General features: G+C 44.4%; 25 protein-coding genes. 16 read left to right on the top strand and 9 right to left on the bottom strand.

Features of this window, described 5'->3' with window-relative positions:
- Positions 1–82 precede the first annotated feature (82 nt).
- Positions 83–1,126 carry a hypothetical protein gene (locus SPHMEL_RS05080; protein ID WP_042667611.1) on the top strand — a complete coding sequence of 348 codons (1,044 nt, stop codon included), beginning with the start codon at positions 83–85 and terminating at the stop codon, positions 1,124–1,126.
- Here SPHMEL_RS05080 and SPHMEL_RS05075 read toward each other — a convergent pair.
- Positions 1,123–1,941, bottom strand: a complete 819-nt coding sequence (locus SPHMEL_RS05075) for a D-aminoacyl-tRNA deacylase (RefSeq protein WP_042667610.1) — start codon at positions 1,939–1,941, stop codon at positions 1,123–1,125. The genes SPHMEL_RS05080 and SPHMEL_RS05075 overlap by 4 nt on opposite strands.
- Before the next feature lie 319 nt (positions 1,942–2,260).
- Here SPHMEL_RS05075 and SPHMEL_RS05070 point away from each other — a divergent pair, with 319 nt between their 5' ends.
- Both SPHMEL_RS05070 and SPHMEL_RS05065 read left to right on the top strand, forming a co-directional pair.
- Positions 2,261–2,458: a recombinase family protein gene (locus SPHMEL_RS05070; protein WP_156915441.1), complete on the top strand. Its 198-nt coding sequence runs from the start codon at positions 2,261–2,263 to the stop codon at positions 2,456–2,458.
- Positions 2,459–2,862: 404 nt separating this feature from the next.
- The gene (locus tag SPHMEL_RS05065) at positions 2,863–3,903 is read left to right on the top strand and encodes a hypothetical protein (protein ID WP_042667608.1); all 1,041 of its coding nucleotides are present in this window, start codon (positions 2,863–2,865) and stop codon (positions 3,901–3,903) included.
- A gap of 249 nt (positions 3,904–4,152) precedes the next feature.
- Here the strand turns inward: SPHMEL_RS05065 and SPHMEL_RS07360 are convergent, their stop codons facing one another.
- Positions 4,153–4,380: a hypothetical protein gene (locus SPHMEL_RS07360; protein ID WP_156915440.1), complete on the bottom strand. Its 228-nt coding sequence runs from the start codon at positions 4,378–4,380 to the stop codon at positions 4,153–4,155.
- On the opposite strand from SPHMEL_RS07360, the gene SPHMEL_RS05060 reads away from it, so the two are divergent.
- The 3 genes from SPHMEL_RS05060 to metG all read left to right on the top strand — a co-directional run bounded on the left by SPHMEL_RS05060 (position 4,357) and on the right by metG (position 6,284).
- Positions 4,357–5,118 (top strand): dicarboxylate/amino acid:cation symporter, encoded by a 762-nt coding sequence (locus SPHMEL_RS05060; RefSeq protein WP_084322160.1) that lies wholly within the window; start codon positions 4,357–4,359, stop codon positions 5,116–5,118. The two genes, SPHMEL_RS07360 and SPHMEL_RS05060, sit on opposite strands and share 24 nt — an antisense overlap.
- 101 nt (positions 5,119–5,219) lie before the next feature.
- A complete protein-coding gene (locus SPHMEL_RS05055) occupies positions 5,220–5,936 on the top strand; it encodes a tRNA(Phe) 7-((3-amino-3-carboxypropyl)-4-demethylwyosine(37)-N(4))-methyltransferase (protein WP_042667607.1) in 717 nt (238 codons plus the stop codon).
- 21 nt (positions 5,937–5,957) lie between these two features.
- Entirely contained in the window at positions 5,958–6,284 is a 327-nt protein-coding gene (gene metG, locus SPHMEL_RS05050; protein WP_012608514.1) for a methionine--tRNA ligase subunit beta, read from the top strand.
- Here metG and acs read toward each other — a convergent pair.
- The 3 genes from acs to SPHMEL_RS05035 all read right to left on the bottom strand — a co-directional run bounded on the left by acs (position 6,259) and on the right by SPHMEL_RS05035 (position 9,385).
- Positions 6,259–7,644: an acetate--CoA ligase alpha subunit gene (gene acs / locus SPHMEL_RS05045; protein WP_042667606.1), complete on the bottom strand. Its 1,386-nt coding sequence runs from the start codon at positions 7,642–7,644 to the stop codon at positions 6,259–6,261. The two genes, metG and acs, sit on opposite strands and share 26 nt — an antisense overlap.
- Positions 7,645–7,790: 146 nt before the next feature.
- Complete coding sequence (locus SPHMEL_RS05040; RefSeq protein ID WP_042667605.1) at positions 7,791–8,387, bottom strand: metallophosphoesterase family protein; 597 nt, start codon at positions 8,385–8,387, stop codon at positions 7,791–7,793.
- Positions 8,384–9,385 (bottom strand): hypothetical protein, encoded by a 1,002-nt coding sequence (locus SPHMEL_RS05035; RefSeq protein ID WP_042667604.1) that lies wholly within the window; start codon positions 9,383–9,385, stop codon positions 8,384–8,386. Before SPHMEL_RS05035 ends, SPHMEL_RS05040 begins: the two co-directional genes overlap by 4 nt.
- Positions 9,386–9,445: 60 nt before the next feature.
- Here SPHMEL_RS05035 and SPHMEL_RS05030 point away from each other — a divergent pair, with 60 nt between their 5' ends.
- Positions 9,446–10,120 carry an HAD family hydrolase gene (locus tag SPHMEL_RS05030; protein ID WP_042667603.1) on the top strand — a complete coding sequence of 225 codons (675 nt, stop codon included), beginning with the start codon at positions 9,446–9,448 and terminating at the stop codon, positions 10,118–10,120.
- Between the two features lie 2 nt (positions 10,121–10,122).
- On the opposite strand, the gene SPHMEL_RS05025 is transcribed toward SPHMEL_RS05030, so the two are convergent.
- Together SPHMEL_RS05025 and SPHMEL_RS05020 are read right to left on the bottom strand one after the other, a co-directional pair.
- Positions 10,123–11,298 carry a nicotinate phosphoribosyltransferase gene (locus tag SPHMEL_RS05025; protein ID WP_042667602.1) on the bottom strand — a complete coding sequence of 392 codons (1,176 nt, stop codon included), beginning with the start codon at positions 11,296–11,298 and terminating at the stop codon, positions 10,123–10,125.
- A gap of 1 nt (position 11,299) precedes the next feature.
- Positions 11,300–11,716 carry a secondary thiamine-phosphate synthase enzyme YjbQ gene (locus SPHMEL_RS05020; protein ID WP_042667601.1) on the bottom strand — a complete coding sequence of 139 codons (417 nt, stop codon included), beginning with the start codon at positions 11,714–11,716 and terminating at the stop codon, positions 11,300–11,302.
- A gap of 100 nt (positions 11,717–11,816) precedes the next feature.
- On the opposite strand from SPHMEL_RS05020, the gene hsp20 reads away from it, so the two are divergent.
- From hsp20 to SPHMEL_RS04990, 6 genes are read left to right on the top strand one after another with little or no spacing between them, the layout of a single operon-like run.
- The gene (gene hsp20 / locus SPHMEL_RS05015; RefSeq protein ID WP_012608507.1) at positions 11,817–12,395 is read left to right on the top strand and encodes an archaeal heat shock protein Hsp20; all 579 of its coding nucleotides are present in this window, start codon (positions 11,817–11,819) and stop codon (positions 12,393–12,395) included.
- Positions 12,396–12,453: 58 nt separating this feature from the next.
- Complete coding sequence (locus SPHMEL_RS05010; RefSeq protein ID WP_042667600.1) at positions 12,454–12,978, top strand: metallophosphoesterase; 525 nt, start codon at positions 12,454–12,456, stop codon at positions 12,976–12,978.
- Between the two features lie 19 nt (positions 12,979–12,997).
- Entirely contained in the window at positions 12,998–13,852 is an 855-nt protein-coding gene (gene udp, locus SPHMEL_RS05005) for a uridine phosphorylase (protein WP_012608505.1), read from the top strand.
- A 17-nt stretch (positions 13,853–13,869) separates the two neighbouring features.
- Positions 13,870–14,796, top strand: a complete 927-nt coding sequence (locus SPHMEL_RS05000; RefSeq protein WP_042667599.1) for a carbohydrate kinase family protein — start codon at positions 13,870–13,872, stop codon at positions 14,794–14,796.
- Positions 14,797–14,812: 16 nt separating this feature from the next.
- Complete coding sequence (locus tag SPHMEL_RS04995; protein WP_042667598.1) at positions 14,813–15,652, top strand: hypothetical protein; 840 nt, start codon at positions 14,813–14,815, stop codon at positions 15,650–15,652.
- Complete coding sequence (locus SPHMEL_RS04990) at positions 15,627–15,926, top strand: hypothetical protein (protein WP_042667597.1); 300 nt, start codon at positions 15,627–15,629, stop codon at positions 15,924–15,926. The genes SPHMEL_RS04995 and SPHMEL_RS04990 overlap by 26 nt, the downstream gene beginning before the upstream one ends.
- A 49-nt stretch (positions 15,927–15,975) precedes the next feature.
- On the opposite strand, the gene SPHMEL_RS04985 is transcribed toward SPHMEL_RS04990, so the two are convergent.
- Positions 15,976–16,923, bottom strand: coding sequence for a cation diffusion facilitator family transporter (locus SPHMEL_RS04985; protein WP_042667596.1), 948 nt, complete (start codon positions 16,921–16,923; stop codon positions 15,976–15,978).
- A gap of 150 nt (positions 16,924–17,073) precedes the next feature.
- Here SPHMEL_RS04985 and SPHMEL_RS04980 point away from each other — a divergent pair, with 150 nt between their 5' ends.
- From SPHMEL_RS04980 to SPHMEL_RS04970, 3 genes are read left to right on the top strand one after another with little or no spacing between them, the layout of a single operon-like run.
- Positions 17,074–18,063 (top strand): UDP-N-acetylglucosamine--N-acetylmuramyl-(pentapeptide) pyrophosphoryl-undecaprenol N-acetylglucosamine transferase, encoded by a 990-nt coding sequence (locus SPHMEL_RS04980; RefSeq protein ID WP_042667595.1) that lies wholly within the window; start codon positions 17,074–17,076, stop codon positions 18,061–18,063.
- Complete coding sequence (locus SPHMEL_RS04975) at positions 18,063–19,406, top strand: MATE family efflux transporter (RefSeq protein ID WP_042667594.1); 1,344 nt, start codon at positions 18,063–18,065, stop codon at positions 19,404–19,406. Before SPHMEL_RS04980 ends, SPHMEL_RS04975 begins: the two co-directional genes overlap by 1 nt.
- 42 nt (positions 19,407–19,448) lie before the next feature.
- A complete protein-coding gene (locus SPHMEL_RS04970) occupies positions 19,449–20,186 on the top strand; it encodes a nucleotidyltransferase family protein (protein WP_042667593.1) in 738 nt (245 codons plus the stop codon).
- On the opposite strand, the gene upp is transcribed toward SPHMEL_RS04970, so the two are convergent.
- Complete coding sequence (upp, locus tag SPHMEL_RS04965; RefSeq protein WP_042667592.1) at positions 20,183–20,848, bottom strand: uracil phosphoribosyltransferase; 666 nt, start codon at positions 20,846–20,848, stop codon at positions 20,183–20,185. The two genes, SPHMEL_RS04970 and upp, sit on opposite strands and share 4 nt — an antisense overlap.
- Positions 20,849–20,862: the final 14 nt, after the last annotated feature.

Raw genomic sequence — 20,862 nt, 5'->3', positions numbered from 1 at the left:
GGCAGGGCGTCTTCATCCAATAATTACTAAATAACCCTCTAGGAGATTTTATATCAATAGCGCTAGGGGAGTGGATGCCTTAATGCAGGGGGTATTCGATAATATAGTGGATAAGGTATTCAATGGTGATCTCTACATTGTATTTAAGCCTCTTGACCTCCAGCTACATGGATATCATTCAAAGGATAACATAGTGTTGAATATACCTAACAGGAGGAGTAGGAGAATAGGGTTTGGATTACTTGAGGTTGCCACAGAATCGAGTAGTGAGAGTGTTGATTGGAGGCTGAAACTCAACGGTATAAGTGTTACAAAGGAGTTCAAGCCCCATTACATGGTTAGATATAAGGATAGATTAATCTCTAAGTTCGTGTATGATGTAACACCCATCCTAAACACGGAGGAATCAATGAGGAGGGAATGGGTGAATCTAACAGTTAAACACGAGGGGGGTTCACCAGTAAAGCTGCGGAAGATCCAGCTTGCAGCATTATACGAGGATACAGATGCCTCTACAAGCCTTAAATACTGGACAGGGCTGCTCGTCCTATATCCAGGTGAGTCGTATCCTTTAGCAAAATGTAAGAATATAGGGGGCCATGGCATAAGGATTTCAAGCTACATTCCTCAGAGGACCAGTAGATTAATTATGCGCATTAATGGTATGAGGTATGAGCTGACGAGTCCGTATACTGAGGGATTCGAGGAATACATTATTAATAACATTAATACTTCACCAGGGGATGATGCGATAGCATTGGTTAATGAGGGAGAAGGAGGGGCAATCATCACATCCAGCATAATACTGTATTCAATAAGAATGCCTATTCCTGTTATCGAGGTTGAAGATATAAATGCGAGTAGAGCAGGAGGGCAACTCAAGATCACTGTCTCACTGATAAATAAAGGTGAGTCATCACCGGACTTCATTGTTTTCACAGTGCTATATAAGGGAAGCATGTTAACGAGCATGAAGATTGATAAGCCTTTAAAATCCAGTGAACGCAGTATTAGTGAATTAGTCGTTCCCGGCATAGTTAAAACAGGTGAACCCATCACGCTGAGGATTGTTTGGAGCAAGCTATCTAGAACATGGTTCACTGAGAAGCAGATACTCGTGCCCTAGATATATCTCAGGCTAAGCTTCTTCTCAGAGACATACTCCTCTAGTAAAGACCTATGCTCCTGCCTTGTCCCCTTCTTCTCAACTATTACTTCAACCGGTTTCACCACGCTCCTCTCAGTCATCTTATCCAGTACTACACGTGACATGTATTCGAGAGCGTATTTAGCCATTATATGCCCGTAACATACGGGCTCAGCCAACGCTAGCTCTGTATGCTTCCTAGGATAATGTCCACCCCCAATACCTATCACAGGGATGCATTCATCCCTGATGCCTCCCCGGAGAAACCCTATCACGGTATCGCCTACAACAGCGTGGTTTACTCTATCCCTCCATTCATCTAATCCACTGCCAATCTCTATGAATACAAGTGGCTTAGAGAGACTTGTGGGTCCGTGGTGCGTTGCCTCATAACTAACCTCGTACTCGTTTCTACTGTAGGCATCTCTATATGTTTTTAATAGCCTGAGAAGTAGCCAAGCTGTACGTGGCGAAGCAATTCCGAGTTCGCCGGGTCTTCCACCAGATAATGCCTCCCCTCCATAATTCCCGGTATGGTGGACAGTGTAGCTTTTAACCCCTGCCTTACTGCTATGCCGCGAGAGCACAATGTATTCGGAGACCATCGGTAGCCTCTCATCAAGGAAGTCAAAGTATATGACATCCTCATTGAAACCCGCTAAAACAAACCCATCTCCCTCATAGTATTCCATAGCATATGGGTTAGTAGTTCTATGCGGTTTAAGAGCCTCGACTATATATGATGCTATCCCTCTACCAGCCGGATCCTCGACACTATAAACTAGGCCTATCAATTAGCTTCACCCGCTGTCTGTTCTCCACTATTAAAAACCGTAGCTGGTTTTTATTGATTTTTAATTACATTGTCATCATTATTTTAATAGTTTCCCCTATGAATATGATCTTGACTTTCTTTTCCATACAGCTTTAATAGTTTCCCCGGCATTCTTTCAGAGAGTATATCAGGAACTTCCTCATGGTCTTAACAATTTTTGCATCAAACACTTATATGAGACCCGATGCTTTCACCATATTGATGATAGAGCTGACCTCCTCCCTGTCTTGAAGGGTGGTTCACTGGTTCCCGCATATATTCAGGGTTACATCTCTCATTTGCGGGGCAGTCAGGGTGGCGGGACCCCTACATCTCGGCTAGGGCATTCTCCAGCAAGGCAAAACAATATTGAGGAAATTGAGGAATACGAAGTAATCAAAGACATTGGCAGTGGCTTGAATGAAGATAGGAAAGGGTTTAAGAAGATACTGAAGCTGGCTACAGAGAGGAAAATATCCAAGATCGTCGTAGCCTAGGACGAGGAAGATACCTGAAGTACAGAAGCTCGTAGATGAAATATATGGGTTTGTTAGCTAAACAGCTAGCTTACTAACCAGCTGACCCTGGCTCCAGGGTTATAGAGTTATTCGAGAGCATCCCTAAGAGAATGAAGCCGTGGAAACTATTCTCCTAGCGTAACCCTCGACGCCGTACATTGGATCTCAACATCTTCACGACGCCCAGGATTTAAGACGTATTTTAGTCGTTGACCACTTGGATCATTAATACTGACTCTAAATCCCTGCTGTGAAGAATGAGTTATTGAATTATTGAAACACTAATGAAATATACCGGATACCGGGAAACGAATGAGAATATAAATCATACGTGACAAATATTGTATTATTTGGTGTAGCAGTTAATAGGGAGATGAGCAGCAGTGATCGAGGCCATTCTCCTTGTTACTACTAGGGATTGGGTTGAATGTGTTAAGAGAAATTTAGATAGGGTTGATATCTACCAATTTCCTAAACCTAGGAAGAGAAAACCCTTAGCAGGGCCCGGCTCCATAGCCATAATAATCGCTCATAATCCTAGCGAGTCTAGAGGTAACTGGTCTATCATAGGCGAGTTTAAGGTAACTAACGTTAGGTACGTGAGTAGAGATGAGTATGAGGAGCTTAAGAGGTCTGGTAGAGTATGTGAACCGCCGCTGCCCAAATACGGTAATGATGGAAAAGTAGCGGTTATAGAGTTTGAAGATCTCAGGATCTACCCCAGGGAGGTTAAGCTATCCGAGTTATGCGATGTTAAGAAAGCTGGAGCCAGTAAGCCTCTTTGTGAATGGAAAATAACGGGGGAGATGAGTGTTGATGAACAGCTAGTTGAAGGCATTAGGAGGAAGGTCTATGCCGGTACTGGAGAACATAGGGTAGGAGGTGACTTAGCGGAGAAGATCGCCGAGCTGGAGAAGAGGCTGTCTTTTATTGAAAGCCTACTAGGCTTAAGCGGTTCCACAGAGATGTTTCAAACCCATGAGTGTATCGAGCGTATGCTACTAGAGCTGGGAAAGGCGTTAGGGTTCAGAACCTATACTGCGGATCAATCGAGGAAGTGTGGGGACGTGAAGCTCGAGAAATTCGCTGATCTAGCTCAAAGCGATCTACCGCTTCCTGAAAAATTAAAGTACATTGATGTAATATGGCATGGCCAAGACGTCTACTACTTGTTTGAAGTAGTGTTAAAATCCGATATGGAGAAAGCGCTGCTTAGATTCGTTAATGCATCAGAACTTAACGCTAGATACTACATAGTCTCAGATGACAAAGAGTCATTTGACAAAGCAATAAACAGTAAAGTATTTGAGAGGGTAAGGGATAGAACGTCCTTCATAAGCCTAAACGAGTTGAAAAGAGATTACTACATAACCAAGCTATGGAGAACCAATATAGACAAACTCAAGCTACCCTACCTAAGCTGATATAAACAATTACTACGAGAAAAACTATGTATGAGAGTCATGTATAAGGAGAAGAAAGAAGAGAGAAAGATGGAGGTTAAAAAGCTTCCGAAGTGTAGATAGGGTCTTGGACATGAGTGCAATGCAATATTCATCAACAAGAAACACCTACATGAATCCATGGCTATAGCTGCTTAACTAGCGTTTCTATTTCATTGGTATGCTCTTGTGATACAGGGCCCTTGCTGCGAATGCCTTTTCCTATCTCTGCTAATCTTCTGTGAACTGTGTTGCCACTATCATACTTTGGTATCTTAATGCCTGCGGCGACAACAGGGTTGCCATTATGTAGACGCTTCTTCCAAGGTTTCTGTGGCAATGTAGTTTACTGTATAATCTGGTATTAAGCCTTTTCATCGACAGCGGGTGTAAACTCTTTTGCAACGTCTCTCCACATAACCTTGTACTTGGAGAATGCTTCTTTGTGTATTCTTTCAATGTGTCACCACTTCTTGCTCAAATGCCTGCCCGGCTTCTCTAGCGTGCATATACAAGTTACTAGACTTCGTGCTATGGTATGGTCCCATAGGTGTCTTCGTGTTAATGGCGAATGTTGCCGCGGTAGTAGGAGTCCTAGCTGTTTCCGCGTTCGCTAAGTTAATATTGTCATTCTATATAAGCGGCCTCATAATTCTACTGGTAATCCAACCACTAGTACTTGGATTAGTTGCAAGAGTGAACCCGCTTAGATTCTGGAAGAGGTTCTACCCTGCAATGTTGACAGCCTTCTCCACTGCAAGCAGTAACGCCACATTACCGGTCACTATAAGTTGCGCGATAAATGCTGGGATATCAAGGGATGTTGCAACAGTTATACTACCTGTGGCAGCAACGATCAACATGCAGGGAGCCTGTACGACTATCACATTATTCACCTTGTTCGCTTTCCAGGCACTTGGAATACCTATAGGATTCGGTGAAGTAATCACCTTGGTGGTCCTTGGATTCCTGGGTGCAACCGCGGCTGCTGGAGTGCCCGGTGGAGCAGCCATAATTGCCATAGCTACTGCCACAACGCTAGGTATCCCAGTAGAGGCAGCTGGATGGATGGTTGGTGTTCACCCAGCGGTAGATCCATTTGAGACTATGCTTAATGTAATAGGAGACCCTATAGGAGCCCTCATAGTTTCAAAGTACGTTACAAAAGACTTTGATGAAAGGAAGTGGAAACAGTAATAATTTTTTCAATTTCTCTAACCTACTATACCCATAAATACTATAAAATCCCTCCAAGAAAAGACAATTATAGATGATACCCTACAACGAGAGATGATTATATGAAAGTAGATAAGAATACGTGGCTTAAGCGGAAGATGTCCTTTTGGCATAGAATGTGGGAGGACTTAGAGATAGGCTACCTGGATAAAGATCTCCTGCCATTATTAATAGTCTTAAATATTGAGCAGGGGATACATACTATGAGTAGTTGCAGCGGTAGGATCGTTGCAAGCGATTCCAGATCACCATGGAGCCGTGAAAGTGACTCCACTATAATCTTCAAGAAGCATACGCCGGTTAAACCAGAGGAGATACTGGAGCTATATAAGATACCTGTCTACAGGAAGATATGGCTTAACGTTACAGGGCCCATAATCCACTTGTCAACAATGGATTTAGCCACAGCTATAAAAATACTCAGGATAGCTAGGCTAAGCGGCTATAAACACAGCGGTATAATAAGCCTTAGCAGTGATAAAGGGGTAGTCCTTGAATTGACAACGGGAGTCTACATGGCAACGCCTTTAAGAACTAGAAGCAAGGATATTGTTAAACCGGAAGAGGCGCCGGGACTAGTGGAGCTGGTTAACAATATACTGTATGAAGGTAAGAAACGGCTTGCAAAGCTATACGTGGAGTTAAAGAAGGCTCTACCATGGAGACCTGATGAGGAAATAGTTGAATACATCGAGAAACACGGTATAAGGGTTCATGAGAAAAGCCCTATCGAGGTCTTTGAAGAGTTATCAAGTAATTTAAGGGATAACTATAATTAATAACTAATCCAGGTGGCTCCCATGGAATTAATTGGAATAGATGAGTTCCAGAAGATTGATTTAAGGGTTGGACTGGTTAAATCAGCCGAGAAAGTCCCTGGTAGCGAGAAGTTGATCAGGCTCATAGTAGACCTGGGGGAACTTGGCGAGAGGCAGATTATAGCTGGACTCGGTAAGTGGTATCAGCCAGAGTTTTTCCAGGGCAAATATGTTATCATAGTGGCTAATTTGAAACCTAAGAAAATGATGGGTTTTGAGAGTCAGGGAATGCTTCTAGCAACGGATACTGATCCACCTGTTATAGCTACTGTTGAAAAAACAGTTAAGCCTGGGGCGAGGCTTTTCTAGCCTCCAGGTATCTTCTATACCATATCATTTTTGAAAGCGCGTAAACCGCTCTCTCAGGCGATGGATAAGCGGGTATATCATGTCTGTTCAGGTACTTTATTGCCTCATATGTGTCCTCGCCGCCTACGAAGCCGACTACCGTTGTCTTACTTATATGCTCTGATTCATAGAGCTCTACTATGGCCTTAGCTAGTTCGCGCGGATCCAGTACAGCTGTTCTACAATATAGTATGACTATGTTGTCGACCTCGCTTGATTCAGCAGCTATCTTTAATGCTTTAACATAGTTATCTACAACGGCCTGCCCAGTTAAGTCAACCGGGTTCTTAGCGCTACCGAACCACGGCATAGTGGTCTTAAGTCTCTCCTTGAGCTCCTGGCTTGGTTCAAGTAATTTCACATCATTAAATTCCGCGGCATCGGTGGCGAGGACTCCTACCCCGCCGCCATTGGTTATTATTATGGTGTTCTCGCCCCTGGGCAATGGTTGTGCCGCGAAGACTCTGGCTATGTCGAACATCTCCTCCACAGTATATGCCCTAATAATGCCTGCCTGCTTAAATGCTGCCTCATAGAGATTATCGCTGCCCGCCAAGCTACCAGTATGGCTCGCAGCTGCAGCTGCACCGCGTCTGCTTCTACCTGCCTTTATTACTACAACGGGCTTCTTTAACGTGACCTCCCTCATCTTTTTAATGAATTCCCCTCCTCTACCAGGCTTTATTCCCTCGAGATATATTGTTATAACCCTTGTGTCGGGATCATCTGCAAGGTATTCTGAGAGCTCAGCTACATCCAGGTCCGCCATGTTTCCTACGCTTAGCAGCGCCGACAAGCCTATTTCATTCATTATTGTCCAGCCCATTAACGCTATACCTAGTGCCCCGCTCTGCGAGATGAGTGCTATACTGCCTCTTGCAACCTCCAGGGGGCCGAAGGTAGCGTTTATATTTGAAGGCGTATACACATATCCGAAGATATTGGGGCCAAGAATCCTCATTCCATATTTCCTAGCCGTCTCAACAATTTTGTTCTCTAACTCTACGTTACCTACTTCGGAGAATCCAGATGTAATTACAACCGCTACTTTAACGCCTTTCCTACCCGACTCCTCGATTACTTCTGGTACATTATCGGCTGGCACAGTTACTATGGCTACGTCGACTTCATCTGGCACATCTAGTATCGATGGATACGCCTTATACCCCAGTATTTCATCTGCGTGAGGATTTATAGGGTATACTTTACCCTGGAACCCATATCCCTTGATGTTTCTAAGCACTATGTATCCTATTTTTCCTGGGGTGCGGCTAGCACCTATCACGGCTATGCTTCTGGGCCTGAATAATTCCTTAACCATGTTTCCACACCAATCAATGCTAAATAACATATGTATTTAAATATATGATATCTCTCTGTTCTACATGGTTAGAGTTGGAGCCATTCATCTTCTACCCTAATTGCTTAAAAATATTCTTCAAGACGTAAAACCGCCGGCACCCTATTTTAGAAAGATGGAGCTTCTAGGTGTAGATCACGTAGAAGATTTCTGAAGCTAATTATTTCCGCAGCATAGTCACCATCTCTGAATTCCACATATGCTAGGTAGTCCTTCTGAATACTGCCCGGCGCGATCACTCTGCCAGCCATACATGGGTCTCTGCATCCCCCGGCTAAGGTTAGCGATGGATTCACGGCCTCTATTATTCTCCCAGCTACATCACTATAGATGTTACAGCAGTCCATCATGAAGCCGGGTTTAAACGTGGCGAGAACATCTATTTTTCCATATACTTGGGTTATTGGTGAAGCCCCGAGCCCCGTTATTTTATGGTTCTTTAACTCGACTACCCTACCATCTAGTAAGCCTCCAATGCTTTTCAGATACTGGGGTATTGATTCATCGTCAAGCCTACCCGTAACCCCGAGTACTCTGAGGCCGCATTTCTCATAGAGCCATTTAATAATTAACGGGGATACCGTGTCACCTAGAAGAATAACTGCGTCAACGCCAAGGATTCTCGCCGCTAGACATGTAAGCCTGGATAAAGTCCTTGAAGCATTTAGCTCATAGAGTGCGAGCACTCTAAGTATATTGTTCAAGCAGTATCACCAGGCATGATGAATCCTTTCTCCTCCACTCCCCCAACTAGTATTCTACAAGTAGTATTGCTACATTGGAGAAGCCCCTTTACTACGGCTTTGCCACCCTCATAAAGTATGGGGATATACAGTGACTCAAAGCTCTCAATATATGTAACATCCATCAATGGCTTAGCGCCCTCGAAAATAGTATAATTCTCGACACCGCTTACCGAGGGATAGTTTAACGCCTCTATACCCCCCTTAATCTCCACCCTTGCTAGTACGCTTCCAATAGTTTTAAACTCTGCTTCACTAGTGAGAAAACCGCTTATATCATTATTGTACAGGATAGAGTACTCCCTGTCATTAAATAAGCCTCGTCTCCAGTTTCTATATAGGGATAAAACCTGCTTAAGCGTTAAACCTGTCTTACCAGCAATCCTGTGAGCCCATTCCAATAGCTTTCCCCCGGTGAACGGCTTAAATATATCTTTGTTCTCCCTAATCGATTCCACTATATCCACCGCCCTCCTCCACCCGTAAACCACTATATCAACATCACTGTAAAGCGTGTTATGTATACCGGGGAGAATAGAGCCTGAGACGCCGAGCCCCGTTAACCCGTTCACTAGGCTACCGAGTTGCTCTGTGAAGCCAACAACGTGTTCTTCCAAGCTGTCTCTAGGGGAACTAATTATCTCGAGTAAGCGGTTCACCGGGTCATAGAGATCAACTATGAAACCCCTTGGAACATATGGTAGTACTGCATCATAGTGGGGCACATAGATTTTCCACGGTGTAAAGCCGTGAACCTCTCTGACATCATACCATTTGACAAGCCTCTCCAGGGGAACACCTTTAAACACCCATATTGATGAGCCAGCTAGTGATGGACAGTATTTAACATACCCTACGAAGCCGTAGTCTAAGTGCTTGTTCCCTACCACGACGAATAAGCAATTGTTTACTAGCCTCAAGTAGTAGTGATCCAGTATACAGTGGTTAAAGCCTCTCATCCACCGTTATCCCCATGATTTTAATTAGAGTTACACACTGATATAAGTTGGGTGCTTTACATGGCTAAGATAGCTGTTGCATTAGATTACGATGGAGTACTCATCGATAGCTATAGGGGGATACCATTATTCTATCTTGAAGACTTCCCAGCTTTAACAGGGATGACTATAGATTACGCGAGGCAACTACTATACCTTGAGTATTTAACGGAGAGCCTTAGCGTATTAAGGGAGGATTTATGGCCTAGATACATTCCGGACTTCTCGAGTAGTTTATTCGATGAATTAATCACCAGGTATTGGGAGAAAAGGATAGAGTATTCGAGAAGCCTTCCAGGCGTGAAGCCGGTATTAAACACTCTGAAAAACCAGGTGGATCTGTACCACGTGGGGCACAGGGATGACATCTATGGGTTGAAAACACATAGAATCTATATAGATGGGTTTACAGATTATTTCAAATACATATACGTAGTCGAGGAGAACACCGAGTCAAGGCTTAAAGCACTCATGGAAATCCTTGAGACTCATGACCTGGTAATATATGTCGACGATAAACCAGTAAACCTAGCCGTGATAGAGCAAGGTTTGAAAGACCTCAGAGAACACGTAGTACTGGTTAGACAAGTCTTTAAATCCCTCTATGATACGCCATGGATTGATCCGGTTGAAAAATACATAGCTATTAATAATCTCTCCGAGTTAAGCAGGTTGATTAGGAGGCTTAGTCAGTAAGGCTATTCGAGAGAGGGCTCTGGTACCTCTCTAAGCTGCTCGATAACGTATCTCCTAATGTCTTCTATAGTAGGTGGCTTCCTTACCAGTTCACCATTATCAATGTATTTAACTAGAAGCGGGGTATATCCACTGGGTATTTCACCATGGTTCTCCATTAGTGTAACAATGTCATTTAACCCCGGCCTCTTCCTGAATACCTGTTTGGCTCCAGGTAGCTTACCCCTCTTTGTGAAGGGTCTCCATGCATCGTTATCGTATACCTCAACAATATCAGCACTGATGTCGACGCTGGGGGGCATCGATATACTTGTCCCAACACCGAAGGCGTCTACGATGTCTCTGAGCCTCACGATTTCCTTTTCATCCAGCCCTCCGCTTACAACTATTTTAACGTGTTTAAACCCGTTTACATCGAGGGTCCATCTAACCTCTTCCACTATTTGCCTCATGTCGCCGCGTCTACTGCTAGGCGTATCCAATCTAACGCCATATAGCCTATCACCCAATAATTTGGCAGCCATCAATGCTTCCTCGCGTTCATCGAATAACGTATCTACAAGCATAATCCTGGGTACACTAGGCTCTACCACATCATCAAATGCTTTCCACGCCTCTCTCTGATCGCCAAGGACCAGTATTAATGCATGAGGCATCGTCCCCGACGGCTTAATCCCCAAATATTTCTCGCTTAGAACCCCTGAGACGGCATCAGCCCCACCGATGTATGCTGCTCGATCAACCATAGGAGCTATTACAGGGTGGACGGCTCTAAGCCCGAAGAAGAGTATTGTTTTATCCATTGCAAGCCTCTTAATACGTGCCGCCTTACTAGCTATGCTCGAGTAGTGTCTAAGTATGCCAAGCACGGCTGTCTCATATAATGCGAAGTCATCATAGTAGCCTTCTATGATAAGTAACGGCTCGCCAGCCTTAAACAGTGTTCCCTCAGGCATAGAGTATACTGTCACCGGCTTATCCTTCAGTAAGTAAAGTACCTCCTCGAGTCCAGCATATACAGCCCATTCATAGCCCTTGGGCAGCCTCATTACATGGAATTCCATCCTAACCTTCTTCCTGACACCCTTGGCTTTAAGTATCTTATAGGTCCTCGTGAAGTACACGTCTGTTGCGGATCCATCCAGTATCTCGTTCTCGCAGGCTATATAGAACCTCATATCACTCACCAATAACTGTTATCACAACCTCCCTATTTGAACGTGGGCCATCCATTTCAACGAAAAATATATTCTGCCAAGTTCCTCTAGCTATCCTCCCATTTATAACCGGGATGATCCTCTCAGCCCCTATAATTGCTGAGCCAATGTGTGCATGAGCATTATCATCTATCATGTTATGCCTCCACCTTCTGCTTCCCGGCTCCGTGAGATCCCTTAGCTTATCAAGTATATCATTGATTAACCCCTCCTCGTGTTCATTAAGTATTATGGCTGCTGTTGCATGGGGAGCATGAATAAGGACGATACCGTTTAAGACGCCCGATTTAGCCACAGCCTCCTCGACCGTCCTCGTTACATCTATTAATTGGAACTGAGCGTTGGTCGAGAACCTCACAGTGTGATGGTATATTTTCACAGTGATCACCTAGGAAATAATATTATCCGCTAGCGTGTTTAAAATATTATTAAACTTAATATAGGCCGAATACACTATATTTTAGTAGTGGTGATACCCTGTGGAGGATGACTGGTGGTATCGTAGAAGGAGGAGGCCCTTCTGGAGCGAGGACCTCTTCGACGAAATAGACAAGATGTTTGAAGACATGGAGAGAATGGTATTGGATTTAATGCGTAGATTCAGTAGAGGACTCACCCCTGAAGAATTCAGGGAGATAGAGCGCCAGCTTGAAAGACAAGGTATAAGGCCGTATGTATACGGCTTCAGTATAACAATAGGCCCTGATGGAAAACCGGTGGTCAGGGAATTCGGCAATATGAGGAGGGAGCGCGGTAAGCCTGTGATCACAGAGGAAAGGGAGCCATTAATAGATGTATTTGAATCAGGCGATGAAGTCACGGTTATAGCTGAGATCCCCGGTGTAGAGAAAGATAAGATCGATGTAAAGGTATCCGATGACGGTAGAACACTTATCATCAACGCCAGTGATACGAACAGGAGGTATTATAAGGAGGTCGAACTACCGAGTAAAGTAGATCCATCCTCAGCTAAAGCCTCGTATAAGAATGGTGTTTTAGAAGTAAAACTCAAGAAAGCTGGTAAAGGGAAAGAGGGATTCAAGATTAGTGTCGAGTAGTTTCACTTGTGGAACCACGAATAGTTTTTCACAGCGCTTTTAAACCGTGGTGTCCTCGATGATCATTGGTGTATTAAGCGATACACATGACAATATTCATGCAACCAGGAGAATTCTTAGAAGGTTATCTGACCATAATGTAGAGCTCATAATCCACCTCGGAGACATTGTAAGTCCGTTCACCCTTAAAGCTATAAGGGAGGAGATCGGTGGTGTTAAACTTATTATTGTTAAGGGGAATAACGATGGTGACATATACTTATTGAATAAGCTGTCCTCGGGCTATGGATGGATATTCTATAGCGAGCCAACCATACTGGAGATAGGGGGTAGGAGAATATTCATAATGCATGGATACGGAGACGCATCTACAACGGAGAAAATAGTGGACGCCCTCGCTAAATCCATCGACACCGATATACTGCTCTACGGGCACACCCATATAGCTAGGAGTGAACACATAAATGGTAAACTAGTATTAAACCCGGGTGAGGCATGTGGTTACATAACTGGGAGACATACCTACGGGATCATAGATACCATTACCTTAAATACTGAAATATTCGAAGAAGATATAAAGTAAAATACAAGGGGGCAATGAAATGAGTGAGAGGCTCAAGAGCGCGAGTCGCCCCGAAAGCGAGGAGGGTAGACAATACCATTTACAAGTGAAGCCGGGGGATGTAAGCCGTTACATTCTCTTACCTGGGGACCCCGATAGAGTGCCATGGATAGCTAGCTTCTGGGATAAGGCATGGAGTGTTGCAAAGCATAGAGAATACGTGACGTATAGCGGCTATTATAAGGGAGTATTTATCTCAGCTGCAAGTACCGGCATAGGAGCACCGGCTACAGCGATAGCTATAGAGGAGCTTGCAAGAGTGGGTGGGGATACATTTATACGGGTCGGGACAACCGGGGCTCTCACAAGGGGTATAAGTGTGGGAGATATAATAATATCCACTGGAGCGGTCAGGTTAGAGGGGACCAGTAAACACTATGTTATGCCTGAATACCCCGCTGTAGCAAGCTATGATGTAGTCTTAGCACTGATAGAGGCTGCCGAAATTCTTGGAGTAAGATATCACGTGGGGTTAACGGCTAGCAGCGATAGCTTCTACGTGGGGCAGGAGAGACCAGGCTTCAAAGACTATCTACCCCCGTTTCAAAGAGGCCTCGTACAGTATCTCAGGAGCGTTAACGTGTTAAACTTCGAGATGGAGGCAGCCTTAATCTTCACGCTTGCAAATATATATGGGCTCAGAGCCGGAGCCGTGTGTGCAGCCATAGCTAATAGGGAGACCGAGGAATTCGTGGTGAACGCTGGGGTAGAGGACGCTATAAAAGTAGCTAATGAAGCAGTGAAAATACTGAGTGAATGGGATGAAGAGGTTAAGCGGAGGGGTAAGAAGTATATAAGTGCGTCAATTATTAAGCAAGCCGCATCTAAACACTAGGAGAGTCGTGACTATATATGGGTACCCCGATACATGTAAGCATAGGTAATTTTAACATAGACATAGCCGTATACATTGATAAAGCGCCAGGAATAGATGAAAGCGTGAACGCGAGGGACATCGATATAAGGCCTGGTGGGGCAGCCTCAAATTATGCCGTGGCTGTATCGCACTATGGACACAGGGCTGTGCTTGTAGCATCGGTTGCGGATCACCTACTGGTGAAATCCCACCTGGAATCAATAAGGAGACTAGGCGTTGACATATCACATATAACGTACCTCAATGCATCACCAGGGATTGTCATATCGGTGATTTACCCGGATGGCTCGAGATCTATGATTAGGAGCCTCGGCGCTAACGCATATCTATCACCGGATAAGATAAGTCAGGAAATACTTGATTCGGCCAGTGTAGTTCACATGGCTACTTTACACCCTGAGAGAGCAGCCGGAATCGTAGAAAGGGTTCATGGGGCAGTGGTGAGCTATGATCCAGGGATCTACGTGAATACCCGGCGAGGAACATTGGAAGCAGTGTTGAAGCACGTGGACACACTCTTCCTGAATAGTAGTGAATTCAACGAGTTAACTAGTAAAATAAAGCCAGGTGAACTATTTAAACTAGGGGTGGAGGTCTTAGTGATTAAACTAGGCAGTAAGGGGGCTGCTGCTGTACTAGGAGATGGCAGTATATATCACGCATATGTAAAACCCCTGGGCAACCCGGTTGATACAACAGGGGCTGGCGATGCATTTAATGCATTCTTCAACGCGTCGTATATTGATACAAGGGACGTGATGACAGCTCTTAGACATGGAGTGGCTGCAGGAGCATTAAAGACTCTCTGCAGGGGAAGCATTCTATGCTGGGATAGAGATCTATTTATTAAGCACCTAGAGCTAAGTACTATTAGTAAGGAGACTGGAATACCTGGATTCTAGTTATGGGCTATATAAAATGAAGATCAATGAGTTGATTAAAGACCTGATTGGGACGTGGGGGCGTGATTCTTTCAGGATTGAGGCATGTGAGCCCTACATCAAGATAGTTTTCACGGATCCTATACTGGTTAACAAGTATGGGAGGGAGTTATCGATCCTGACGCATACTATACAGCTGGTTCCGCCATTACTAGTGTTTGAGGAATCCGTTAACAGGTTGCTGAAGCTATACAAGTACCTGGCTAGCTTCGCCTCGAGCACAAGGTGCTTTAGCATATTGTTAATAATAAATGATTGTGGCACAGAGGATCAACACGTGATCACCGTTTACACTGCTTTATCGAGGATCATGGGTGCTGGAGAACTAGTGCTAGAGCTAAGCGTCACGATCTCGAAGCTCCTAAGATTCAGTGAGAGACTGAAGGAGCTTCGCAACATGAATGTAAGTGATGAAGAATACATTGAATATCAGAGGCTTCGAGGTGAAATCGAGAGATTAATCCTGAAAGGTATAAGATTAGCTGGTAGTGAAGCCAAGTTATTAAATGCCATCAGGCTAGCTGAAGAAGCCATAAAGAACACTGAAATCCAGGTCAACCATGCTGGGATACTGGACGAAGCATTCAGGCTGCTTATACACGAGAACATAGGGACTGCTAGATTATCCAGCCTCGTTCATAACTGCAGTAAGCCACACCTAGAATTATATCTCTCCGCCTTTAATAGATTATACTCCACGCATATATACACATACCTAGTAGCCACACCAGAATACTCTTTCCTGAAAAATATACCTGGATTAAGCGATAAGCTTATAGTAGTGGATCTAAATGGGCCACGGGATCAAGATATATAGGAATGAAGACGTAGAGGAAATAGTTGCATGCATACCTGAGGGGCATCGACATGTTAGATTAATACTCAAACTAAGCGATCAAATAATAATACTACAGGAGGCAACGGTTGCAGCTATAGTCAGGGCGTATCTCAATATCGCGCTTCACCCAACGCGGAAATACATAAGGCTAGTTAAACGCTGCCTCAGCGATTTAAAACAGGGATTTGCGAAAACCCAATTAATGGAGGAGTCCGAGGATAATAAATGCCTCGATATTCCTCTGGATAAATAGGAAAACGGTTATTAAAGCAGTGGAGACACTGCATCATGCCTCACGAACACTATGGACCAAGCTTTTTCCTCCGTTTCCCTTTAAGCCTTGCTTTAGCCTTATGCCTTGGATAGAATCTTACATCAACATGGTATATTAGTTCAGAGGAGTTCCTGATGGATCTCGTGATCCTCCTCCTTAATTCATGGATTTCATTTATCGTTGTATCTGGATCCACGAGTATTTTCACTGAGACAACGTAGAAGGAGCCTATTTTCCTAGCGTCGACATCATCTATCTCTAGGTTTTTGTTTTTATACTCGTCTATCAGTAGCTCTTTTACCCTTGCCCTTAATTCATAGTCTATGTTGGCCCCGCTCAGCGTCTTCACAACGTCTTTGAAGACCTCGAAGAGACTGTGTGCAACGAATATCATTGACATGAATGTGAATAAGAGTTCGACCGAGTAGTTTTTACTTAAATACGTTAAAACTATACCGAGCGATGCCAGTATAGAGGCTATGAAGTCTATTAGGGCGTGCTGGGCATCCAGTTTCAATAATTCTATTTTATACTGTTGATAATTTCTCTTTTGTATAACATGCATCAGGAGTGTGATCACCCCTCCGCCCACCGTGGCTATCAACGGTGTTAGGCTGCTTGTGGATACTTCCCCTGTTTCCACTATAGAGGAAATGTAATCCAGGAAGAAATAACCGTAAAGCCCCAGGATAACCAGTAGAGCCAGCGTAACAGAGATGCTCTCGATTATTACAATGGACCAGGGGAATTTCCTCCCAATTCTACTCGTTAAGTATATAACCAATAGAAATATTACCTCGAGAACTGTGTCAACGCTCCAATGGAGTAGATCTGTTAAGAGAATTATGCTGGGAGCTATTACAACTATTATTAACTCGATAATGAGCCCTATGAATGAGAGTACGGCAGACTTAATAAAGCCTTCACGTGCACTCCTTAATCTTAGCTCTACATTAGTATTAAACATTACGCCCATATATAATCACCTCTTCAAAAACTTTGAGCTAAAGTAAAAACAATTATGGTGCCTGCCCGGCATCTACCCTAAAATCTAATCAATTTAATTAATGGTTTCAATTATATATTTATCCGGCTCCAACACTACTAGAGCTACAGCTATAGGGGGATGCCAGTGTCCAGGGTATTGTTAATAGCTGGCTACGGCGGACACAGCGGCTTCGCCTATACTATTGGGTATTACCTGGTTAAGAAAGGCGTGGAGCTGGATATCCTTGTGCCCAAGGGTTATGACTGGGTTAAAGAGAAGTTAGGGGGGCTTGGTGAGGTATACGAGGTCACATTACCAAGGAGACCAGCCGAGCCTCTTTACAAGGGGATAGCGAGGTGGTTTCAGGCTTTCGGTGAGTCAGTAAAATTATGTAGGAATAATAAATATCCAGTGGTGTTTGCATCAGGCTCGAATTTTTCTATACCTCCATCACTAGTCTGCTGGTTGAAGGATTCAAGGATCTTAACGATTGAGGATGTAGCAAGGTTCACTAGGAGGTCCAGGGCTACAAGCATTCTCTATAGGCTGGGTGCAGAGGTATTCCTCCACTGGGATGAACAACTACAGCTGTATAGGAGGGGTATAGTAGCTGGGCCAGTATACGAGCCTGCAATATATGAATCAAGGGATGAAGGCTACATATTAGTCACCACAGGGACCTTCGGACATAAAGCACTCTTCAACATGTTGGATAGGCTGGAACCAGGTAGGAAAATAGTCCTGCAAACAGGTGATGTGGATCCGGAGCCGTATAAGAGGAGGCATCCAGAGTGGATAGTATTCCAGTATACTAGCGATATACATAAGTGGATAGCTGGGGCAAGCCTAGTGATCACTCATTATCCAGGCACAACAGCCTTAACAGCCAGGCTCTCATATAGTAAACCCGTTATAATGGTTTATTCCCCTAGACACAAGCTCGCCGCACCCAGGGGGGACTCCATCACCCTAGCTAGGAAACTAGGCGTTATATACCTGGATAGCATTGAACCCGTGAGCCTAGAGGAAGCCATCAGGGAAGCACCGTTATTAAAGCTGCCGAAATACCGTAATGGCGGCGAATACATTGCAGAATATATTATGAGAATACTCCGGGGTGCAGGGTAATGAAGAATTATTTCTCAACGCTCCTAAATGATCCAGAGATAAAGTCCTCTCTAAGAATCTCGTTACCACTGGTATTCGTGGAGCTGGTGAATAGCCTCTACTCATTGGCTGACACCTTCTTCGTTAAAGATCTTGGTAGTGAAGCATTAGCCGCAGTGGGTATCGCAGGCTACTTACTAATGCTATTACAGGTCTTCTTCACATTGTTTCAAACACCCTTACTCATACTGGTCTCGCAGAGTATTGGAGCAGGTTATAGGGATAAAACCAGGCTTATAACCGGTGAGATCCTGGTTGAGGGAAGCATTTGCGTGATTTTTCTATCCATTATATTCTATATAGTGGCGCCGGTATTCATCGCCATACAGTCAGGGGTAGCTGGCCTCGCGTTCCAATATACACTGGATTATCTCAGGATAAGGGTTGCCTGGTTTGTAATATTCTTTGTTTCAGCGTCATTCGATATTGTTTTCGTAGCCAGCGGGAGGTCAGATATATCATTAATATCAAATATCATTGGATTAGTCTCTAACATTATTCTAGACCCCATAATGATCTATGGGCTGGCAGGCTTCCCAAGGCTCGGAGTTGCTGGTGCAGCATGGGCGTCGGTCATCGCTTCATTCTTGACTATACCGATCCAGCTATATTACCTAGGGAAACTCCAGTTGCTACCCATGAGGCCGGGCTTATTTATTCTACCGAGGAAAATAATAGACCTCGGGTTACCAGCCTTCATAGAGAGGAGCGTTATCTCGCTGGGAAACAATATCTATGCTGGAATAATATCAAGGTTAGGCAATACGGTTATGGCGGCCCATAATATTGGGCTTAGAATCGAGAGCATAATATACATGCCGGGCTTCGCATTCGCTATGACGGCCTCAACAATTGTTGGAAGACATGTGGGCGAGGGGGATTTCAAACGTGCTAAGAGGATAGGGGAGAAGGTGATATATATGGGGGCTTCACTAATGGGGTTGCTGGGTGTCGTAGTCGCCTTATCCAGCTATTATATCACGACCCCCTTCGTGCCGACAAGCGAGATCCGTGAGTTGGCATCACTCTACCTTATTCTAGCAGGGTTCAGTGAGTTTGGCCTGGGATTGGCGATGGTTTCCAGTGGTGCTATAAGGGGAGCCGGCAACACCAGGTTGCCATTTATCACTAATACTGTTTCCCTACTATTATTCAGGGTCATCCCCTCACTAATCCTGGTGAAGTCTCTAGGGGTGCTAGGTCCTTGGATAGCGATGTTTATCGAGGTGTATGCGAGGGGTATTATGGCTTACACGATATTCAAACGCTATTTCAACCAGCTGGCCAGAAGACTTATTAGCTAACCTGGAGATAACCGAATAATAGTTAATTAGTGGCGGATCCCTTTGTCTGCAACTATTACCTCACTTATACTGGCAGGGGGTCAGGGTGAGAGGTTCCGCCCCTATACCGATATGATTCCCAAGCCAATGATACCTGTTGGGAGCAATGAGAAACCGGTACTAGAGTTGATCGTGAAATGGCTTAGGAAACACGGCGTAGAGGATATAGTGTTCTTAGTTAACTATAAGTGGAGATATATCTATAACTATTTCGAAGACGGCTCCCGCTTCAAAGTCAGGATAAGGTACTCCATCGACGAGGCAAACGGCTACACAAATACAGGGGGCTCAATACTGAAGGCTCATAGAGAGGGCTTGGTGAATGGGAGGACGCTTATATGGTATGGGGATATACTGGCTCCACTGGACATTCACGACCTACTTAAATACCATGCCGAATCAAAGAGCGATGTAACACTAGTTGTAACCAGTAGATATCGTGTCCCTGTTGGAGTGGTAAGGATGGATAGCGATAATAATATTGTAGAGATGAGGGAGAAGCCTGAACTCGATATAAATGCCACAATAGGCATCGCCGTTATAGAGCCATATATCTTGGAGCTGAAGCTAGAGGATGAGCTGGGCAAGGACTTCGACTTCATGGGGGATCTCGTGCCATGGCTTATTAACAATGGATACCGGGTCAAGGCATACATATATAATGGAGAATGGTTTGACGTGGGAAGCCTTGAGAGATATAAAAAACTGGATATGGAGTGGATTACACGGGTATTTGGCTAAGAGCCGAATGCCCTATCTCCAGCGTCCCCGAGACCGGGGACTATGTATCCTTTTTCATTCACCTCTGGGTCAACCGCGATAGTGTATAGTTTTAAGTCCACTCCGGATTCCTCGGCATATTTCTTCAACCTGCTTATAGCGTATGGTGTCGTTATAACTGATGCTACATAGTATTTCTTAGCAGTCCCCCTCTCCCTTAATTTCTCCAGCACGTTCACCAGTGTCGAAGCTGTGGCAATCATTACATCGCTTATGACAACTATATCCCTGTTTGTTATCCTCGGTGTTTTCACATAGGATACTTCTATCTCGAAGGATCCAGCCTTCATTCCTTTCTCCTCTACACGCCTGGCAACGACTACCCCCTGTCTAGCTGTATACAGGATCTTAATTAATCCCTCGGTTAGAGGCCAGGCTGCTCTAAGCACTGTTATTATTATAACGTTGTCTAAATCCTTTATCCTACAGCCATGTACCCTGGCACCCAGCGGTGTTTCAACCTCAATTGTTTCGCATTCAAGATCCTCAATTATTTCTAATCCAAGTATCCGTCCCAACCTCACTAGTCCCTTGCGGAACTCTATCTGGCTGGTGTTCTTGTCACGTAGAGTAGTGAGGATGGCCTGGGCATACTTCCTATTGACTAATCTAACCTCGAACATCTATACCCTGGTTT

Source organism: Desulfurococcus amylolyticus Z-533 (assembly GCF_000513855.1).
Taxonomy (GTDB): Archaea; Thermoproteota; Thermoprotei_A; order Sulfolobales; family Desulfurococcaceae; genus Desulfurococcus; species Desulfurococcus amylolyticus.
Note: the sequence above shows the minus strand (reverse complement) of the source record. Positions and strands in the feature narration are given on the sequence as shown.